We start from the raw sequence: 14,813 nt of genomic DNA on the forward strand, positions 1-14,813 counted from the left end.
CACTGGTTCAGGGGATGCATCGCTTGAATGAAAATGCGGAATAATAAACCGTAAACGTAATAATTTACAATAATGAAACAAGCTGATTTCCGAAATGAAGCTTACCTCCTCGGCGGCGGCAAACCTCCAAATTAACGGTTGGTTCAGGAAGTGCCGGGTCAAGTTGCAAAGAAAGGCCAAACAGCTCCTGCGCTTCATTGAACCGTTCTTGAGAGGCCCTGATGCAACCTAAAGCGTTATAAACCATTGCCTTCAGCTTGGTTTCCCGTATCAAACCGAGCATATGGTTCAGATGGCTCCAAGCAGCTTCCCCCTCCCCTTCCTGCAGGTAAGAGATGGCTAAATATAATCGAGCAGCCAAGCTATCCGGATATTGCACAATAACTTCCTTAAACTGTTCAATACATTTTCCATACATCAGCAGCTTATAATACCCCTGACCTCTAACAAAAGTATCCATGCACAGCTCGGGTGCTTCCTGTTCTGGCACTTCCTCTTCAACCACAGTCGTAAAATCTACACTTTCACGAAAGTGACTTAGCTTCTCTGCAAAGGCCAGCCATTCATCCATCACTTTATCACTAAGTCGATGCAGCATATTATAATTGCATAAAAGCTCATTCCGGCGGGCACCCTCCGCTGTAGGGTAATCTGTAACGATCTCCTGAAGCACCTTGTTCATTTCAGCAAACAAATGTTGAAACATGGGCTATCCCCCCTTACTGAAGATGAAATCAGTTCAGCTTGCCTGACTTCATTTTCTGCGAGAACGGGGTCTTTCATCCCTGCCATTCATTACATGGCGTAAGTCCATAATTTAAGCGATTGTAGCATGCAATTCATGATCAGCCAGCTTCACTGGTCTGTTGTTCTCATCCACGAATACCACCGTTGGCTTATGCGACTCCAGTTCTTCCGAAGACAACATCGCATACGAAATAATAATTACTGTATCTCCCGGTTGAACAAGACGTGCAGCTGCACCATTTAGGCAGATCACACCACTGCCGCGAGGCCCTGGAATAACATAAGTTTCTAACCGTGAACCATTATTGTTGTCCACGATCTGCACTTTTTCATTCTCAAGAATATCTGCCGCTTCCATTAAGTTCTCATCAATGGTAATACTTCCCACATAATTCAAATTCGCTTCTGTCACCGTCGCACGGTGAATTTTGGATTTCATCATATGTCTAAACAAGAGCGGCAACCTCCTTTGGAATAAATACATTATTGTCAATTAATCGCGTTCTGCCAAACTTCACGGCAAGCGCTATAATAATTTCCCCATTTACATCCGTTAATAAAACTTCGTTCTCTAAGCCTTCCAGATTAGGGAAAGTCAGTATTTCCGCATAATCAATGACCGCCAAAGGAGAGCTGGAAATAACCGAGATCAACAATTCCCGCACTTCAGCAACGGTTGTTACTTTTCCTTCTTCAATAGACTGACGCGCTTCACGCAAGGAACGAGATAACACTAGAGCTTGAGAACGTTCCTCTGGAGATAAGAATACGTTACGCGAGCTAAGTGCAAGTCCATCTCCTTCACGAACGATAGGGCAAGGTACAATTTCAACATTCATATTCAAATCAGATACCATTCTGCGGAGCACAGCTACTTGCTGAGCATCCTTTAGCCCGAAGAAAGCATAATCTGGCTGCACGATATTGAATAGTTTATTAACAACTGTTGTTACGCCATTAAAATGCCCTGGACGCGAAGCCCCACAAAGTCGAGTGGTAAGCTCTGATACCGAGACAGTAGTCCGGGTAGGCTGCGGATACATTTCTTCCACACTGGGGATAAATACAATATCGACACCTTCGCGTTCCGCAAGCTCCAAATCACGCTCTTCATCGCGCGGATAGGAATCATAATCCTCATTCGGTCCGAACTGCAGCGGGTTCACAAATATGCTCATAACGACCGTGTTGCTCATTTCTCCTGCCCGCCGAAGCAGACTGGCATGTCCTTCATGCAGGTATCCCATGGTTGGAACAAACCCAATCGGGGTATGCCCACCTTGTCTCATATATTCCAAAGCTTCGCGAAGTTGCTTAATGCTTCTGACGACTCTCAACTTATTCCCCATCCTTTCCGGCACCGCCGTATAAAGATTCCAGAACGGTTTCATCTGCTTTAAAAACATGACCTTCATCTGGGTACGAGCGATCCTTCACTTCTTGCACATATTGGCTGATACCCTCACGAATCAGGCTACCCACATCCGCGTAGGTTTTGACAAAACGTTTCTCACGGTAGGGTGAGGCATAACGCAACAAATCATGGAAAACCAATACCTGTCCATCACAATAACGACCTGCACCAATCCCAATGGTCGGAATGCTCAGTGCCTCAGAAATTGCTTGTGCTACTTCTTCTGTCACCAGCTCCAGTACCACTGCAAAAGCACCTGCTGCTTCAAGGGCCTTAGCTTCATCCATCAGACGTTTTGCATCTTTGGCGTCCTTACCTTGAATGCGGTAGCCGCCAATCATATTTACCGATTGTGGTGTAAGTCCAATATGCCCCAGCACAGGAACTCCCGCAGCTACAACCGCAGTAACTGTCTCACAAATTTCGAGACCGCCTTCCATTTTGACGGCATGAGCCCGCCCTTCCTGCATCAGTCTGCGCACACCCCGCAAGGTTTCATCTATACTTCCGTGGTAGGTCATAAATGGCATATCTGCCACAATGAATGTTTTTTGTGCGCCCCGAGTTACCGAACGAGTGTGGTAGACCATATCGTCAATCGTAACCGGTAAAGTTGTATCATATCCAAGTACCACATTTCCCAGGGAGTCACCCACCAGAATAAGATCGATACCGGCTTCTTCAGCAAGTAGAGCCGATGGGTAATCATAAGCAGTCAGCATGCTTAACCGCTCACCATCTGCTTTCATTTTTTTCATTTTCACAATATTAAGTGCTTGTTTGTTTGCCATTTCTCTCTTCGTCCTCCTTTTTGAAATTACATCCCCGTAAAAATCGCAACAAAAAAACCTTTTAGCAACGATTTGCTAAAAAGGTCCGAAGGGCAAAAAAGAGTCACTCGCGATCGTCCCTTCTGTCTCGGTCCTTACGGCTCAGAGCAGAATCCAACGTAACCGTCTAACGCAGTTATGAAGGTGATTCCATTAATAAAACCATTATAAGTTCATCAGATCAAGAGTACAGTTCGCAAAACGATACCGCCTCTGCCCCATAGTATAACAAAAAGGACTCGGAAATACACGAAAAAAATATGACAGGGGATGACACCCTGTCATATAAAAAAGATTTATAAAAGCTCGATTTCACCTGAGCATACGCTAGAAATCTCTCCTGCGCTGTTTTTAAGGATTAGTCCACCTAACTCATCCAAACCTACCACAACGCTTTCAGAGCGTCCCTGAGGGCTATTCAGAGCGATTTGGCGACCCAAAGTAACTGACATCGACTCCCACAGCTCTTTGATAGGTTTAAAACCTTGTTCCATGTAAAGATTGAAATGCAGCTCTAACTCATTCAATACAGCTCTTACCAGTTCCGAACGGTCAATAGGGACACCGCCCCGCTGAATCCGAAGAGAAGTCGCTACTTCCTTCAGATGATCAGGATAATCGTCTTCAGTCAAGTTCGCAGAAATTCCAATCCCGGCGATGCAATAATGAAGCTCTCCTTCTCTTAGCGAAGACTCGAGCAAAATTCCACATATCTTTCGACCGCCCGCAAGCAAATCATTTGGCCATTTAATCCCGGCGTCTACTCCGGTTACACGGCGAATTGCCTTACAGACAGCAACCCCAGCAAGCAGTGTTAACTGAGGAGTCTGTAACAAAGGTAACTTCGGACGCAATACAATACTCATCCAAATGCCTTTGCCACGAGGAGAAAACCATTTCCTACCCATTCGCCCTCTAGCACCAGTCTGTTCTTCAGCGATTACGGTTGTTCCTTCTGGCGCACCGTTTTCCGCCAATCGTTTGGCTTCCTCCTGAGTAGATACGACAGACTCCAGGAGCTGAACTCTGTCTAGCCAATTCGAATCAGAAGCTTCCTGCTTCAACCCGTTTAGCGACAGCGCTTTTTCATAGCTCATGTCCATCCATCCTTTTTGCTTCAAGCAGCAATTCTTGTTTATTGTTAAGAAGATCTCCCGAAGCAGTCGCCTGCAGAAGTGCACTCAGCATATTGCCAAGCCAAGGTCCTGGACGTTTCTCAAGCGCTTCCGCCAACTCATTGCCTGTAACAGCAAGCTCGGAGAGACTCTTCAGTGGCATTTGCACGATCCACTCTCTTGCAGGCACCGTGGTGACAGCGGGCGAGATTTCCGTGTCCGCTGGCGAGTTCACAGCGGGAAGGGCAGCTGCTGGCAGGATCGCCAGCAGCGAGAGCCACCCTTCGGCGGCTTCCACGCCGAAGGTCAGCACGGCGGCGATCCAGCGCCGCCGCAGTAGATCCGTGCCGCCCGGTTCCCCCGGCGGCACAGCCTCCAGGGCAGCGGTCCAAGCTTCGCGGACCCGCAGCACCTGGACGACGCTGGTACGCGTCGTCCCAGAGAACGTCCATGCCCGCAGCAGCTCATCGGCCTCCTGGGCCGACTGCTTCAGGGCATGGAGGAGAAGCGCCCACCGCAGGTGGGCGCTCTCCAGTTCCCCTATCCCGGCCGTTAAGGCGGCAGCAGCCGCCAGATCGGTTCCGGTCCAGGGGAACGGGGCTTTGCCGCGCGCGAGCAGCTCGCAGCGCGCGAGCATAGCAAGGCCGCGCCGAGGATGCGGCCCCTCTACGATGCGGTCCAGCTCCGCGCGGACACGCTCCACAGCAATATGCGCCAGCTTATCTCGCTGGCGCAGTAGCCCCCTCCACGTATTCTTAGCGATGGAGAAATCTAACACCGATGCGAAACGAACGCAGCGAAGCATGCGAAGCGCATCCTCATCGAACCGTTCCTCAGCATCACCCACACAGCGGATCACACGGAGAGCTAGATCCTTCTCGCCTCCGAAGGGATCAATCAAATCTCCGTCCAGCCCGCAGCATATCGCGTTAATCGTAAAATCACGACGACGAAGATCTTCCTTCACATCACTAACAAATTCAACATGGTCCGGACGACGATGATCGACATATCCGCTTTCAGTTCGGTATGTCGTCACCTCAAATCCATGCCCATCCTGAAGCACAGTGACCGTCCCATGTGCTAGCCCTGTCGGAATACTGCGTGCGAAGATGGCTATCACTTCCTCCGGCACTGCTGAAGTTGTAATATCCATATCATGCACTGGCCTACCCAATAGCTCATCGCGAATGCAGCCTCCAACCCAAAAAGCCTCATGGCCGTTTTGCGTTAGCTCAGAAATTACATTTTCCGCCGCAAGAGCCATAGCAGATGGCGCCATTTTCCATTTCATTACGAACTCCTTACCCCCTGACTGTATCCAGTCTAGGTACCTTGCGCCCGAGCACACGGTAATATATATCCTCATACTGACTTGTAATCGAATCCTTACAGAAATCTTTGCAGGCCGTTTCCAGACAAGCTTGTCTGAACTGCTCCACCATGCGATCATCCGATAGGAGTTTGATTGCATATTTCGCCATAGTTTCTGTATCACCAATTGGAGCAATGAATCCTGTCTTGCCATGTTCTATGAGCTCCGGAATGCCTCCGGTTTGCGAACCTATAGTCGGAACACCACAGGCCATCGCTTCCAGGGCGACCAGACCAAAGCTTTCCTTCTCAGAAGGTAACAGAAGAAGATCAGCCAACGAAATAACTTGAGCAATCTCATCCTGTCTTCCTAAGAAGCGGACTTTATCATCCAGACCCATTTCACTGATCTTAGCTTGAATCTTAGGAAGATCCGGCCCTTCGCCAACAAGCAGCAGACGTGAAGGGATTTCACGATTCACTTTAGCGAAGATATCGACAACATCGCTTACCCTTTTAACTGGGCGGAAGTTACTGATGTGCATCAAGATCTTCTCCTCGGGAGAAGCAAAATCTTCTCGCAGATTCGATACATCCCGTGGATAATAGACACGATGATCAACGAAGTTATAAGTGAGGTCGATCTCGCGCGTAATATCCAGCACTTCTCGTGTTTCTCTAATGAGATCCTTCGATACGGCTGTTACGGCATCACTTTCATTTATTCCAAGACGGATTAGATCTTTTAGCGATTCATCCTGTCCAAGTACCGTAATATCAGTGCCATGCAAAGTCGTTACAACTTTTATATCATTACCAAGCATCTGCTTAGCAAGGAAAGCACAAACAGCATGCGGAACGGCGTAATGAACATGCAACAGATCTAAATTCTGCATTTTGGCAACCTGAGCCATCTTCGTAGCAAGTGCTAAATCATAAGGAGGATATTTAAATACATAATAATCATTAACCTCTACCTCATGATAAAATATATTTTTCTGGAATTTCCCTAACCGAAACGGAATGCTGTGTGTAATAAAATGAACTTCATGTCCCTTCTCGGCCAAGAGTTTTCCTAATTCAGTCGCTACTACGCCTGAGCCGCCAAGAGACGGATAACAAGTGATGCCTATTTTCAAACGATCCATATTCCGTCCCCTTCTATACCTTATATAGTTTGATCCCCTGCAGTAAACAGATCTACTGCATAGGGAACTTTTGTTGCAAATCCTTCCGCATAGGGAATAAGTCTCCGCTGTCCAAGCAACATGTCTCTGGAACGAACACGTTCAATATAACCTTCCGTTAGCGGTGTGGATACAGCATCGGCACCGAGCGGCTTGGTGAACTGGGAGCGATAGCAGGACAACGCCTGCTCCTTCAGCCCATATTGTTTAGTAACATCTACAATAAGATCCGTACGTCCTAAATCATTTATAAAATAAAAAAACAGCTGTGGAGCCGGAACTGCCGGCTTGTCCGGCATATATTTACGTAGTTTAGCATTAAAAACAGCCTCTTCTACTAGCTTACTGCACGCAATATGATCCGGATGACGATCTTCCCAATAAGGAGCAAAAACAATCGCAGGAGCAAACCGGCGAATTTCGGCTGTCACAGCGGCCACATGCTCTTCTGTTATAAACAGCCCTCTGTCAGATAAACCCAAATTCGTCCGCACAGACACGCCAAGCAGATCAGCAGCTTGCTGTGCCTCTTCCTTGCGTAGCTCTACAGTACCGTTCGAGGACATTTCCGCAGCTGTTAAATCGCACAGACCTACTTTTAGTCCTGCAGCGGTATGCTTCGCAATCGTACCTGCCATTCCGATCTCCGCATCATCCGCATGAGCCCCAAATACAAGAATGTCCAGCTTCATTCATCAACACCTGGTTTGTATTTATGGACGAGTTCACGCCAAGCAAAGTCACCGCGATCAATCGCCTTCACAAGCACCTCAGCTGTTGCGATATTCGTTGCTACAGGGATACCATATACGTCACATAGACGAAGTAAAGCTGTAATATCTGGTTCATGTGGCTGTGCCATTAATGGGTCGCGCAAGAAAATAATAAGATCCAATTCATCTTGGGCTACCATTGCCCCAATTTGCTGATCTCCACCCAATGGTCCTGACATATAGCGATGAATCTTCAAGCTAGTCACATCCATGATCCGTTGGCCAGTAGTCCCCGTAGAAAATAGTTCATGACCTACAAATACATGCTCATAGGCTAATACAAAATTTACGATTTCATCTTTTTTACGATCATGTGCAATAAATGCGATCTTTAACATGGTGTTCTCCCCTGTCTATTCTATAAAGTGCTCAAATCCATAGATCAAGCCAGTATATCCCATAACCTTTTGAATACCCATCTTAACGCCTGGCATATAGCCTGCTCGCTCATAAGAATCATGCCGGATTTTTAAGGATTGTCCGAACCCACCAAAAATCACTTCTTCTTGGGCAAACACACCAGGAAGACGGACACTATGTATCCGGAATCCATTATAGTAACCCCCACGCGCACCCTCAATCGTTTCTTCTTCTTTAGGGTTTCCTTGACGAAGCTCTTCCCGTACTTCTGAAATCATCTCTGCTGTTTTGACTGCAGTCCCGGATGGAGCATCCAGTTTTTGGTCACCATGATACTCGATAATCTCCAGATGCGGAAAGTATTTTGAAGCTTGAGCCGCAAATCTCATCAACAGAATAGCCCCTATAGAGAAGTTTGGAGCAATAAGTCCACCTATCCCCTGGTCTTGACACTGCTTGTCCAGTTCCACAATTTGCTCCGGTGTGAATCCGGTTGTACCGATAACCGGACGCACTCCATATTTAATGGCTAGCACTGTATTCATATACGCGGATTGTGGTGTAGTGAAATCGACCACAACATCTCCATTGCTTCCCGCGAGGGCAGCCTCAAGATCTGAAGTTACAATAACTCCTGAGTCTTCGAGACCTACTAGACGGCCTGCATCGATATCCATCGTTGAACGATCTACCGCAGCCGCTAGCTCCAACTCTTCGTCCTGCAGCACAAGTTTAACAACCTCTTTACCCATTCTCCCGCCTGCTCCGGATACGATAACTCTGATCTTGTTGCTCATATCTTTTCATCCTCGCTTTCACTAGTTATATAGTTACTGCATATACGATTGTATGGATTTCTGAAGGTCTACCATTAATTCTCGCAAGCCAGAATCATCCGGATGTAAAGAAATCACTTCTTTCAAGGCGGCCATAGCCTGCATATGTTCATTCACCCGACTATGTGCGATGGCAAGCCATACATAAGCATCCCCATATAATGGATCAAGGGTGATGGCCTCTTTGAGTAGCGTAATCGGATGATACGGGTTACGAGTTTTGTTATCTTCATCTTCTATCAACCGCTTAGCTTCCTGTACATGCATCATAGCTTGAAGATGCTGTAGATGTAGACTATACTCAGGTTTGCTGCCATCTAACTTCATAGCCGCCTGAGCATGAACTAAAGCTTTATCTAGCATACCACTGCGGGCATACGTTATGGAACAACGATATCTGACTTCAGCATCAGCCGGACTTGCTGCAATCGCGGCTTCAAAGCATACAATAGCTTCTGCAAAGTCACTACGCAATATAGAGCGATAGGCTTCTCTTACATAATCCCTTTGATCCATATCCTCACCATCCTCACGGCTAAATCCCGTTCGTTTGGTACAGCATATGTTATAGAGGCCTAATCGGTGTCTTTTGGTGTCCAACGACCAGCGTCTCGGGTATTAAACTTATGCATGACCTTATTATGTGCTTCAGTCAGATCAATCCCAAGAGAATTTGCAAAACAAACAGTAATAAACAAAATATCTCCCAGTTCAAGCTCTATAGAATTCTCTGCTTCATCAGACTTCTTCGGCTTCTCACCGAATTCATGATTGACTTCCCGCGCCAACTCTCCGACTTCCTCGGACATGCGGGCTAACATAGACAGCGGACTGAAGTACCCTTCTTTAAATTGCGATATATAAGCGTCTACTTCACGCTGAATGTCACCAAGACTTTTGTCCATAAAATGTATCTTTGCCCCCTCTGTATATCTTGCCTTCTGTTTGCCCCTATGTTATCGTAAAGACGTTTTGAAGACAAATCTTTTTTGAATATTTTAACACCTGCAAGAAAAGGTATACTTATTATAGGAAAAGAAAAACTGCCTTAACAAGGCCTAACGAGGGATTCCATGAATTCAAACAAGGTAATTTCAATCAGCAAAACAGTTGCCCCTATCATGCTGGGAACCGCAGTATATGCATTCGGACTACTGTATTTCATCATTCCCAGTCAACTAATGGAAGGCGGCGTAACGGGAATCACACTGCTGCTTAATTATGCCTTTGACATTCCAATCTTTTTAACAACACTGCTAATCAATCTCCCATTGTTTCTGCTCGGTTGGAAAGTCCTAGGCGGCCGCCAAATTGTATACACAGGGGTAGGAATCGGATCTTTGTCCCTTTTCTTGTGGATCTTCGAAAGATTGATCTCTGCTGGATGGATTGTCCCTTTCAGTACCGAACATGACTTTATTCTTGCTGCACTATACGCAGGGGTAACACTTGGAACCGGGCTTGGGATTGTGTTCCGTTTTGGTGGCACTACAGGTGGCGTAGACATTGTGGCAAGAATTCTGGGACGGAATTTCGGCTGGAGTATGGGGCAGATTATTCTGGCCATCGACATTTTCATTATCGGCTCTTCCATCTTCTATATTCCCAAAGAAAAAATTCTATACACACTCGTTGCAGTGTTCATCGCATCGCGTGTCATCGATTTTATCCAGGAAGGCGCTTATGCCGCCAAAGCATTTACAATCATTAGTGATGAGGCACCCCAAATTGCTGATCTAATAACTGCTGAACTAGAACGAGGTGTAACACTCATCCCTGCAATCGGTGCGTATTCTAAGCAAGCCAAACATATGGTGTACTGTGTAGTTTCAAGGCAGGAAATTCGCCGTCTTAGTTTACTGGTCAAATCGATTGATCCGCACGCGTTCGTAATTATTAGCGATGTGCACGACGTACAAGGCGAGGGATTCAGAGAAACATAAAATATCCCCACAAAGTGGGGCCTTGCTTCGATACGTACTCAGGTACTTTGCGGGGGCCCCAAATATATAAGTTTTGATTCGTTAAAAAAGGAGCGGGGGACTCTTCCCCGCTCCTTTTGGTTATTTATATAACCATTCCACTAAATTGGTTTGAAGTTCTGATTCTCTCCACGGTACTTACGATAACCCGCATAAGCTAATACAGCGATAATAAACCCTGCGGCTAGTCCTCCCCAAATCCCAAATTCTTGTGAGGCCAGGGGTACTGACAAAGCCGGCTCATCCTTCTCTTTTCCGAACATTACCCGCACAGTATCCTGACCATAAGACACAATTTCAAGTAACCGGGCCCGTTCGATTTTTTGTGAGGAAGAAGGAATGCCTGCGGCATATGAGAGCCAAGAATCAAATGTATTTACAACTTCAGGTTTCCGAGAGACGATCACCGCTGGCCGGATATTTTCATACCTGCCCTGTAGCCTCTCTACAGCCGTTTTCCATCCCGCCAGATCATTTGTAGCACCACTTTGCTCCATCGCATTTAAATCCTCGCGAATTAGCTTATAATACTGAAGCCAAATGGGTTGTCCGGGTTGATTCAGACTGTTGGCAGCTAATCGTAACCTGGTAGCTGTAGCCTCCAATTGCTGCTGAGATACTTTTGCACTTGCCACAGCAGCCTTCAGGTCCATAATGACCCCTGACAACGCATTAATGCCCTCTACAGAGGTCATTCCTTCAAAAGAAGAGGACACTATGATCCTAGAGATCTCTTCGGTCTCTTGTCGGACCTTCATCACATCCCCTTCCAAGACATACCCATACAATGCCTCAGCGGCTTGTTCTAGCTGCTGTGCTCCAGTCTTTCCACTCATCACTGTCAAACCGTTGCCCGAACTAACGTCGGCGCTTTGCTTCGAAACCTTGCCAGAACCTTCACCAGCATTCCCTTGCGCTGCTGAAGCTTTTTCAACATTCATGCTGGTCAATAACCAACAAAACACTAGAATAACCAACACATAATATCTCCCTCGGAGCATGAGACATCCCCCTCCTACCTAAGAAGAAACGACGTTGTCGTCTTTATTAGACGATATTCGTTTCTCGTAAAATTATAAGGATAAAGTATAGGATAAAACTTATACTTCTTATAATTCTAAATGTATGGCAGGCGGACAAGGGTTAGAACTGCTTACTAGAACCTGTTCTTAAACTGATAGATAGAGTCTACTGGTCTTTGTCTACTACTAAACAACCAAGCAACAATTACACTAAACACCGTAAGCGCCATCGTGAAATATTGCACCTGTGTGACATCATCATTCAGTACAGAAGGTAACCATGGGTATATTCCATAGGAATAGTCCAGCATATCGTTAGCAAGGGTCCAGAACAGCGCTAGCGGAATCATTTTGCGGAAAGAAAAGAATCGTGCATAGATCAAAGCTTCTACCGCCATCCCCAAATGAGAGATCACCAGCATCCAGTCTTTCCAAACTAGAATATCTCCTTGATAACCTCCAGCAAAAATCATACTTACTGCCCAAATCCCATACTTCACAGACGTCACAACCGCTAACGCCTCAATAAGCTCCCTTACATTGTTTCCCGTATAGCTTTTTGGAGGAAAGAGCATTAGCAACAGCGCCAAGGTAAAGAACAAGCTTGCGGTTGGACTATCTGGAACAAACGGGAGCAACCAAAGCGGAAAGTTAGCCGCCGTGAACTCCAATTGATTGCCATACCATATGTAGCCATAAATGGTACCGAGAAGATTCACAATAAATAACAACCAAATGATTCCTCGGTGCTTAAACAGTTTATTAAGAACGGACATACAGATCATTAACCTCCCAAGTAGTGGCAACTTTACATTTAGACATACAAAAACCTGACCGCAGTTTCGATCAGGTTTTGCGTTATTTTTATTTTACTGTTCGCTTTTTTGTTTGGCAAGCCAGTCTGCCAAGGCATCAATGTCTTGATCCGAAAGCCCCGCTCCCAGAGCAATATCATACATCTTCGGCATCTGTCCTTGACCCTCTTTTATAATAGTAAGGATTGCTTCTTTATCATGGGTGTCCCCAACGCCGCGAAGTGAAGGCCCGCCTGCCCCTTTCAAATCCGCCGCATGACAAGAGATGCAAGTAGCTTGCTTAAACAGCCCCATAGCAGGATCATCCTTATCTACAATCGCTACTTCCTTTGCCTTAACTGCACTCGAGGTTGGAAGCCCCTTCGCCCTATTCTCTGCCGCCTTCTCCTCCCGTTGAACATCTTCAGGAATTTGACCAGTTTCAGCCATTTCATGTTTGTATTCCGTCCAAGCGGTATTTGTTAAGTACACAATCGCCGCTAGCGATAAGAACATCAAAGATGAAGCGATCGGTCTACGATAGAAGCGACGTTCTCTGCCCGTGTCAAGAAATGGTGCTAAAAGAAGTGAACCAAAAGCTACACCGGTTACACCTAATGTACCCAGAACGATATAATCACCTGAAGCATAAGGAAGCTTCAAATACTGATAGAGAAACAAGAAATACCAGTCAGGAATTGGGATAACCGTAGCACTCGCATTCGCTGGAAACCCTAGCGGCGCTGGCTCTGAAATAGTAAGCACTAATATTCCTACAAGTACAACGACGCCAACCATCCATTCTTTCAGTAGAAAGTTAGGGATAAAGGCTTCCGATTTACCAGGATAGGCTGAATAGTCTGGAGGTGTGATAAATCCATTGCCTTTACGAACTCTGGTATCACCGACATATACAACCTTTTCCTTAGAATTGTTTCCATGTGCCATCCGTATTCCTCCTCTCTCAGATTAACTTACAACGGTCCAGAAATCCCTTGTCTGCGGATCATAATAAAGTGTCCTACGAGCAGACTAAGAAGCACCGCTGGGAGGAAGAATACATGAAGTGCGAAGAACCGAGTCAACGTTTCTGCACCAACAATCGTACCGCCTTGCATAAGTTCTTTCAATACGGGTCCCATCACTGGAACAGAGTTAGCAATTTCGAGTGTTACCTTAGTCGCAAAGTAAGCTTTATTGTCCCAAGGCAATAAGTAACCCGTTAAACCGAGACCCAACATTACGAAGAAGATGAGCATTCCAACTACCCAGTTCATCTCACGCGGAGCTTTATAAGAGCCTGTAAAGAAGACGCGCATCGTATGAAGGAACATCATAACAATGACAAGACTGGCACCCCAGTGATGCATTCCGCGAACAATTTGTCCAAAGGCAACACTAGATTGTAAATACTCAACACTTGCATAAGCATTGATAATATCTGGAACATAATACATCGTTAAGAACATACCCGATAAGATCTGAATCACTGTAATAAAAAAGGTCAGTCCGCCAAAACAATACACAAACGCAGAGAAGTGATGGGCCGGGTTAACATGCTCAGGAACCTCGTGGTCGGCCACGTCTCTCCAAATTGGCGTAACATCCAAACGTTCGTCAATCCAGTTATAGACATTTTTAAACATTAGAACCTACGCCTCCTCACTAGCTACTGTATTAGGCACAATATCACCCAAAAGAACCCACCCGTTATCAAATTTCGTTTTATACTGGTCAAGCGGTTTTGGAGCTACTTCGAGATTTTTGCCGAGTTTGGTATAACGTGCACCGTGGCAAGGACAGTGATACTCGTCCGGATGTGCCTTATCATTGTTCCATCCAACCGTACATCCTAAATGTTTACAAATGGGTGAAAGCGCATAAATATCACCCTTTGCGTCTTTACGGATCCACGCAGTCAGCGTCGCTGTGCTGTCGTACCATCCGTCTTTCTGTTTCAATTCAAACGTAAACTCTTGGGGCTCTTCGGTGATTTTGCTAATTTCAGCAACCTTTATAAAATCACCTGCGCCCTTCTTATGTAATATTGGGTCCACGACAAAACGGACCATTGGGAGAATTGTACCTGCCCCCATAAAAGCAGTAGCGCCACCTAGCGTGTAGGTCAAAAATTGCCTGCGCGACATCTCTTTACGGCTGGGTGGTTGTTCAGGCCAAATATCCTGTTGATCATTATGGCTGCTCATACTGTTATATAACCCCCTTCTCAAGATATAAGAAAGTATCTAAGGTGTCCGATCAGAGATGCCTTACTATAAATAATCCGTTTTCAAATCTTTTCAATGAAATACATCACATACCATTTCGATTCAACCTAATAATAGCTTAGGCACTAAAACCCGTCAAGAATATTGTCTAATTTGTGACAGGCCAAAAAGTGATTTCCGCTTACAATTGTTGATTTTCTGTCACATTTAA

18 protein-coding genes are annotated in these 14,813 nt (G+C 45.9%); 1 reads left to right on the plus strand and 17 read right to left on the minus strand.

Annotation, left to right across the window (positions count from 1 at the left end; genetic code table 11):
• Positions 1-64: 64 nt before the first annotated feature.
• The 12 genes from H70737_RS20355 to H70737_RS20410 form a co-directional block, all read right to left on the minus strand.
• Entirely contained in the window at positions 65-706 is a 642-nt protein-coding gene (locus tag H70737_RS20355) for a tetratricopeptide repeat protein (RefSeq protein ID WP_042190119.1), read from the minus strand.
• A gap of 111 nt (positions 707-817) precedes the next feature.
• The gene (panD, locus tag H70737_RS20360) at positions 818-1,201 is read right to left on the minus strand and encodes an aspartate 1-decarboxylase (protein WP_042129504.1); all 384 of its coding nucleotides are present in this window, start codon (positions 1,199-1,201) and stop codon (positions 818-820) included.
• Positions 1,194-2,084, minus strand: a complete 891-nt coding sequence (panC, locus tag H70737_RS20365; RefSeq protein WP_042190121.1) for a pantoate--beta-alanine ligase — start codon at positions 2,082-2,084, stop codon at positions 1,194-1,196. Before panC ends, panD begins: the two co-directional genes overlap by 8 nt.
• Position 2,085: 1 nt before the next feature.
• The gene (gene panB / locus H70737_RS20370) at positions 2,086-2,952 is read right to left on the minus strand and encodes a 3-methyl-2-oxobutanoate hydroxymethyltransferase (protein WP_042190123.1); all 867 of its coding nucleotides are present in this window, start codon (positions 2,950-2,952) and stop codon (positions 2,086-2,088) included.
• Positions 2,953-3,287: 335 nt separating this feature from the next.
• Complete coding sequence (locus H70737_RS20375) at positions 3,288-4,088, minus strand: biotin--[acetyl-CoA-carboxylase] ligase (RefSeq protein ID WP_052404372.1); 801 nt, start codon at positions 4,086-4,088, stop codon at positions 3,288-3,290.
• Entirely contained in the window at positions 4,078-5,400 is a 1,323-nt protein-coding gene (locus tag H70737_RS20380; protein WP_042190125.1) for a CCA tRNA nucleotidyltransferase, read from the minus strand. The genes H70737_RS20375 and H70737_RS20380 overlap by 11 nt, the downstream gene beginning before the upstream one ends.
• A 10-nt stretch (positions 5,401-5,410) precedes the next feature.
• Positions 5,411-6,568 carry an N-acetyl-alpha-D-glucosaminyl L-malate synthase BshA gene (gene bshA / locus H70737_RS20385; RefSeq protein ID WP_042190128.1) on the minus strand — a complete coding sequence of 386 codons (1,158 nt, stop codon included), beginning with the start codon at positions 6,566-6,568 and terminating at the stop codon, positions 5,411-5,413.
• 20 nt (positions 6,569-6,588) lie between these two features.
• A complete protein-coding gene (gene bshB1, locus H70737_RS20390; RefSeq protein ID WP_042190130.1) occupies positions 6,589-7,299 on the minus strand; it encodes a bacillithiol biosynthesis deacetylase BshB1 in 711 nt (236 codons plus the stop codon).
• Entirely contained in the window at positions 7,296-7,718 is a 423-nt protein-coding gene (locus H70737_RS20395) for a methylglyoxal synthase (RefSeq protein ID WP_042129517.1), read from the minus strand. The genes bshB1 and H70737_RS20395 overlap by 4 nt, the downstream gene beginning before the upstream one ends.
• A gap of 15 nt (positions 7,719-7,733) precedes the next feature.
• Complete coding sequence (dapB, locus tag H70737_RS20400; RefSeq protein ID WP_042190132.1) at positions 7,734-8,537, minus strand: 4-hydroxy-tetrahydrodipicolinate reductase; 804 nt, start codon at positions 8,535-8,537, stop codon at positions 7,734-7,736.
• Positions 8,538-8,570: 33 nt separating this feature from the next.
• Positions 8,571-9,092 (minus strand): tetratricopeptide repeat protein, encoded by a 522-nt coding sequence (locus tag H70737_RS20405; protein ID WP_042190136.1) that lies wholly within the window; start codon positions 9,090-9,092, stop codon positions 8,571-8,573.
• A gap of 59 nt (positions 9,093-9,151) precedes the next feature.
• Positions 9,152-9,481 (minus strand): nucleotide pyrophosphohydrolase, encoded by a 330-nt coding sequence (locus tag H70737_RS20410; RefSeq protein WP_036676271.1) that lies wholly within the window; start codon positions 9,479-9,481, stop codon positions 9,152-9,154.
• 168 nt (positions 9,482-9,649) lie between these two features.
• On the opposite strand from H70737_RS20410, the gene H70737_RS20415 reads away from it, so the two are divergent.
• Positions 9,650-10,519 (plus strand): YitT family protein, encoded by an 870-nt coding sequence (locus H70737_RS20415; RefSeq protein ID WP_042190138.1) that lies wholly within the window; start codon positions 9,650-9,652, stop codon positions 10,517-10,519.
• A 140-nt stretch (positions 10,520-10,659) separates the two neighbouring features.
• On the opposite strand, the gene H70737_RS20420 is transcribed toward H70737_RS20415, so the two are convergent.
• From H70737_RS20420 to H70737_RS20440, 5 genes are all read right to left on the minus strand, one after another.
• A complete protein-coding gene (locus H70737_RS20420) occupies positions 10,660-11,559 on the minus strand; it encodes a sporulation protein YpjB (protein WP_052404373.1) in 900 nt (299 codons plus the stop codon).
• A gap of 155 nt (positions 11,560-11,714) precedes the next feature.
• Positions 11,715-12,356 carry a DUF1405 domain-containing protein gene (locus tag H70737_RS20425; RefSeq protein WP_231573319.1) on the minus strand — a complete coding sequence of 214 codons (642 nt, stop codon included), beginning with the start codon at positions 12,354-12,356 and terminating at the stop codon, positions 11,715-11,717.
• Between the two features lie 93 nt (positions 12,357-12,449).
• The gene (locus H70737_RS20430) at positions 12,450-13,322 is read right to left on the minus strand and encodes a menaquinol-cytochrome c reductase cytochrome b/c subunit (RefSeq protein WP_042190142.1); all 873 of its coding nucleotides are present in this window, start codon (positions 13,320-13,322) and stop codon (positions 12,450-12,452) included.
• 26 nt (positions 13,323-13,348) lie between these two features.
• Positions 13,349-14,020, minus strand: coding sequence for a menaquinol-cytochrome c reductase cytochrome b subunit (gene qcrB, locus H70737_RS20435; RefSeq protein ID WP_042129529.1), 672 nt, complete (start codon positions 14,018-14,020; stop codon positions 13,349-13,351).
• Between the two features lie 6 nt (positions 14,021-14,026).
• Complete coding sequence (locus H70737_RS20440; protein ID WP_042190144.1) at positions 14,027-14,581, minus strand: QcrA and Rieske domain-containing protein; 555 nt, start codon at positions 14,579-14,581, stop codon at positions 14,027-14,029.
• Between the last annotated feature and the right edge of the window lie 232 nt (positions 14,582-14,813).

The organism is Paenibacillus sp. FSL H7-0737 (genome assembly GCF_000758545.1).
Taxonomy (GTDB): domain Bacteria; phylum Bacillota; class Bacilli; order Paenibacillales; family Paenibacillaceae; genus Paenibacillus_AQ.

Bases quoted from the DNA above. Each gene is read 5' to 3' on its own strand.
- H70737_RS20355 (WP_042190119.1), bottom strand. From the start codon at position 706: ATGTTTCAACATTTGTTTGCTGAAATGAACAAGGTGCTTCAGGAGATC.
- panB (WP_042190123.1), bottom strand. From the start codon at position 2,952: ATGGCAAACAAACAAGCACTTAATATTGTGAAAATGAAAAAAATGAAA.
- H70737_RS20375 (WP_052404372.1), bottom strand. From the start codon at position 4,088: ATGAGCTATGAAAAAGCGCTGTCGCTAAACGGGTTGAAGCAGGAAGCT.
- H70737_RS20380 (WP_042190125.1), bottom strand. From the start codon at position 5,400: ATGAAATGGAAAATGGCGCCATCTGCTATGGCTCTTGCGGCGGAAAAT.
- bshA (WP_042190128.1), bottom strand. From the start codon at position 6,568: ATGGATCGTTTGAAAATAGGCATCACTTGTTATCCGTCTCTTGGCGGC.
- bshB1 (WP_042190130.1), bottom strand. From the start codon at position 7,299: ATGAAGCTGGACATTCTTGTATTTGGGGCTCATGCGGATGATGCGGAG.
- H70737_RS20395 (WP_042129517.1), bottom strand. From the start codon at position 7,718: ATGTTAAAGATCGCATTTATTGCACATGATCGTAAAAAAGATGAAATC.
- dapB (WP_042190132.1), bottom strand. From the start codon at position 8,537: ATGAGCAACAAGATCAGAGTTATCGTATCCGGAGCAGGCGGGAGAATG.
- H70737_RS20405 (WP_042190136.1), bottom strand. From the start codon at position 9,092: ATGGATCAAAGGGATTATGTAAGAGAAGCCTATCGCTCTATATTGCGT.
- H70737_RS20410 (WP_036676271.1), bottom strand. From the start codon at position 9,481: ATGGACAAAAGTCTTGGTGACATTCAGCGTGAAGTAGACGCTTATATA.
- H70737_RS20415 (WP_042190138.1), top strand. From the start codon at position 9,650: ATGAATTCAAACAAGGTAATTTCAATCAGCAAAACAGTTGCCCCTATC.
- H70737_RS20420 (WP_052404373.1), bottom strand. From the start codon at position 11,559: ATGCTCCGAGGGAGATATTATGTGTTGGTTATTCTAGTGTTTTGTTGG.
- H70737_RS20425 (WP_231573319.1), bottom strand. From the start codon at position 12,356: ATGTCCGTTCTTAATAAACTGTTTAAGCACCGAGGAATCATTTGGTTG.
- H70737_RS20430 (WP_042190142.1), bottom strand. From the start codon at position 13,322: ATGGCACATGGAAACAATTCTAAGGAAAAGGTTGTATATGTCGGTGAT.
- qcrB (WP_042129529.1), bottom strand. From the start codon at position 14,020: ATGTTTAAAAATGTCTATAACTGGATTGACGAACGTTTGGATGTTACG.
- H70737_RS20440 (WP_042190144.1), bottom strand. From the start codon at position 14,581: ATGAGCAGCCATAATGATCAACAGGATATTTGGCCTGAACAACCACCC.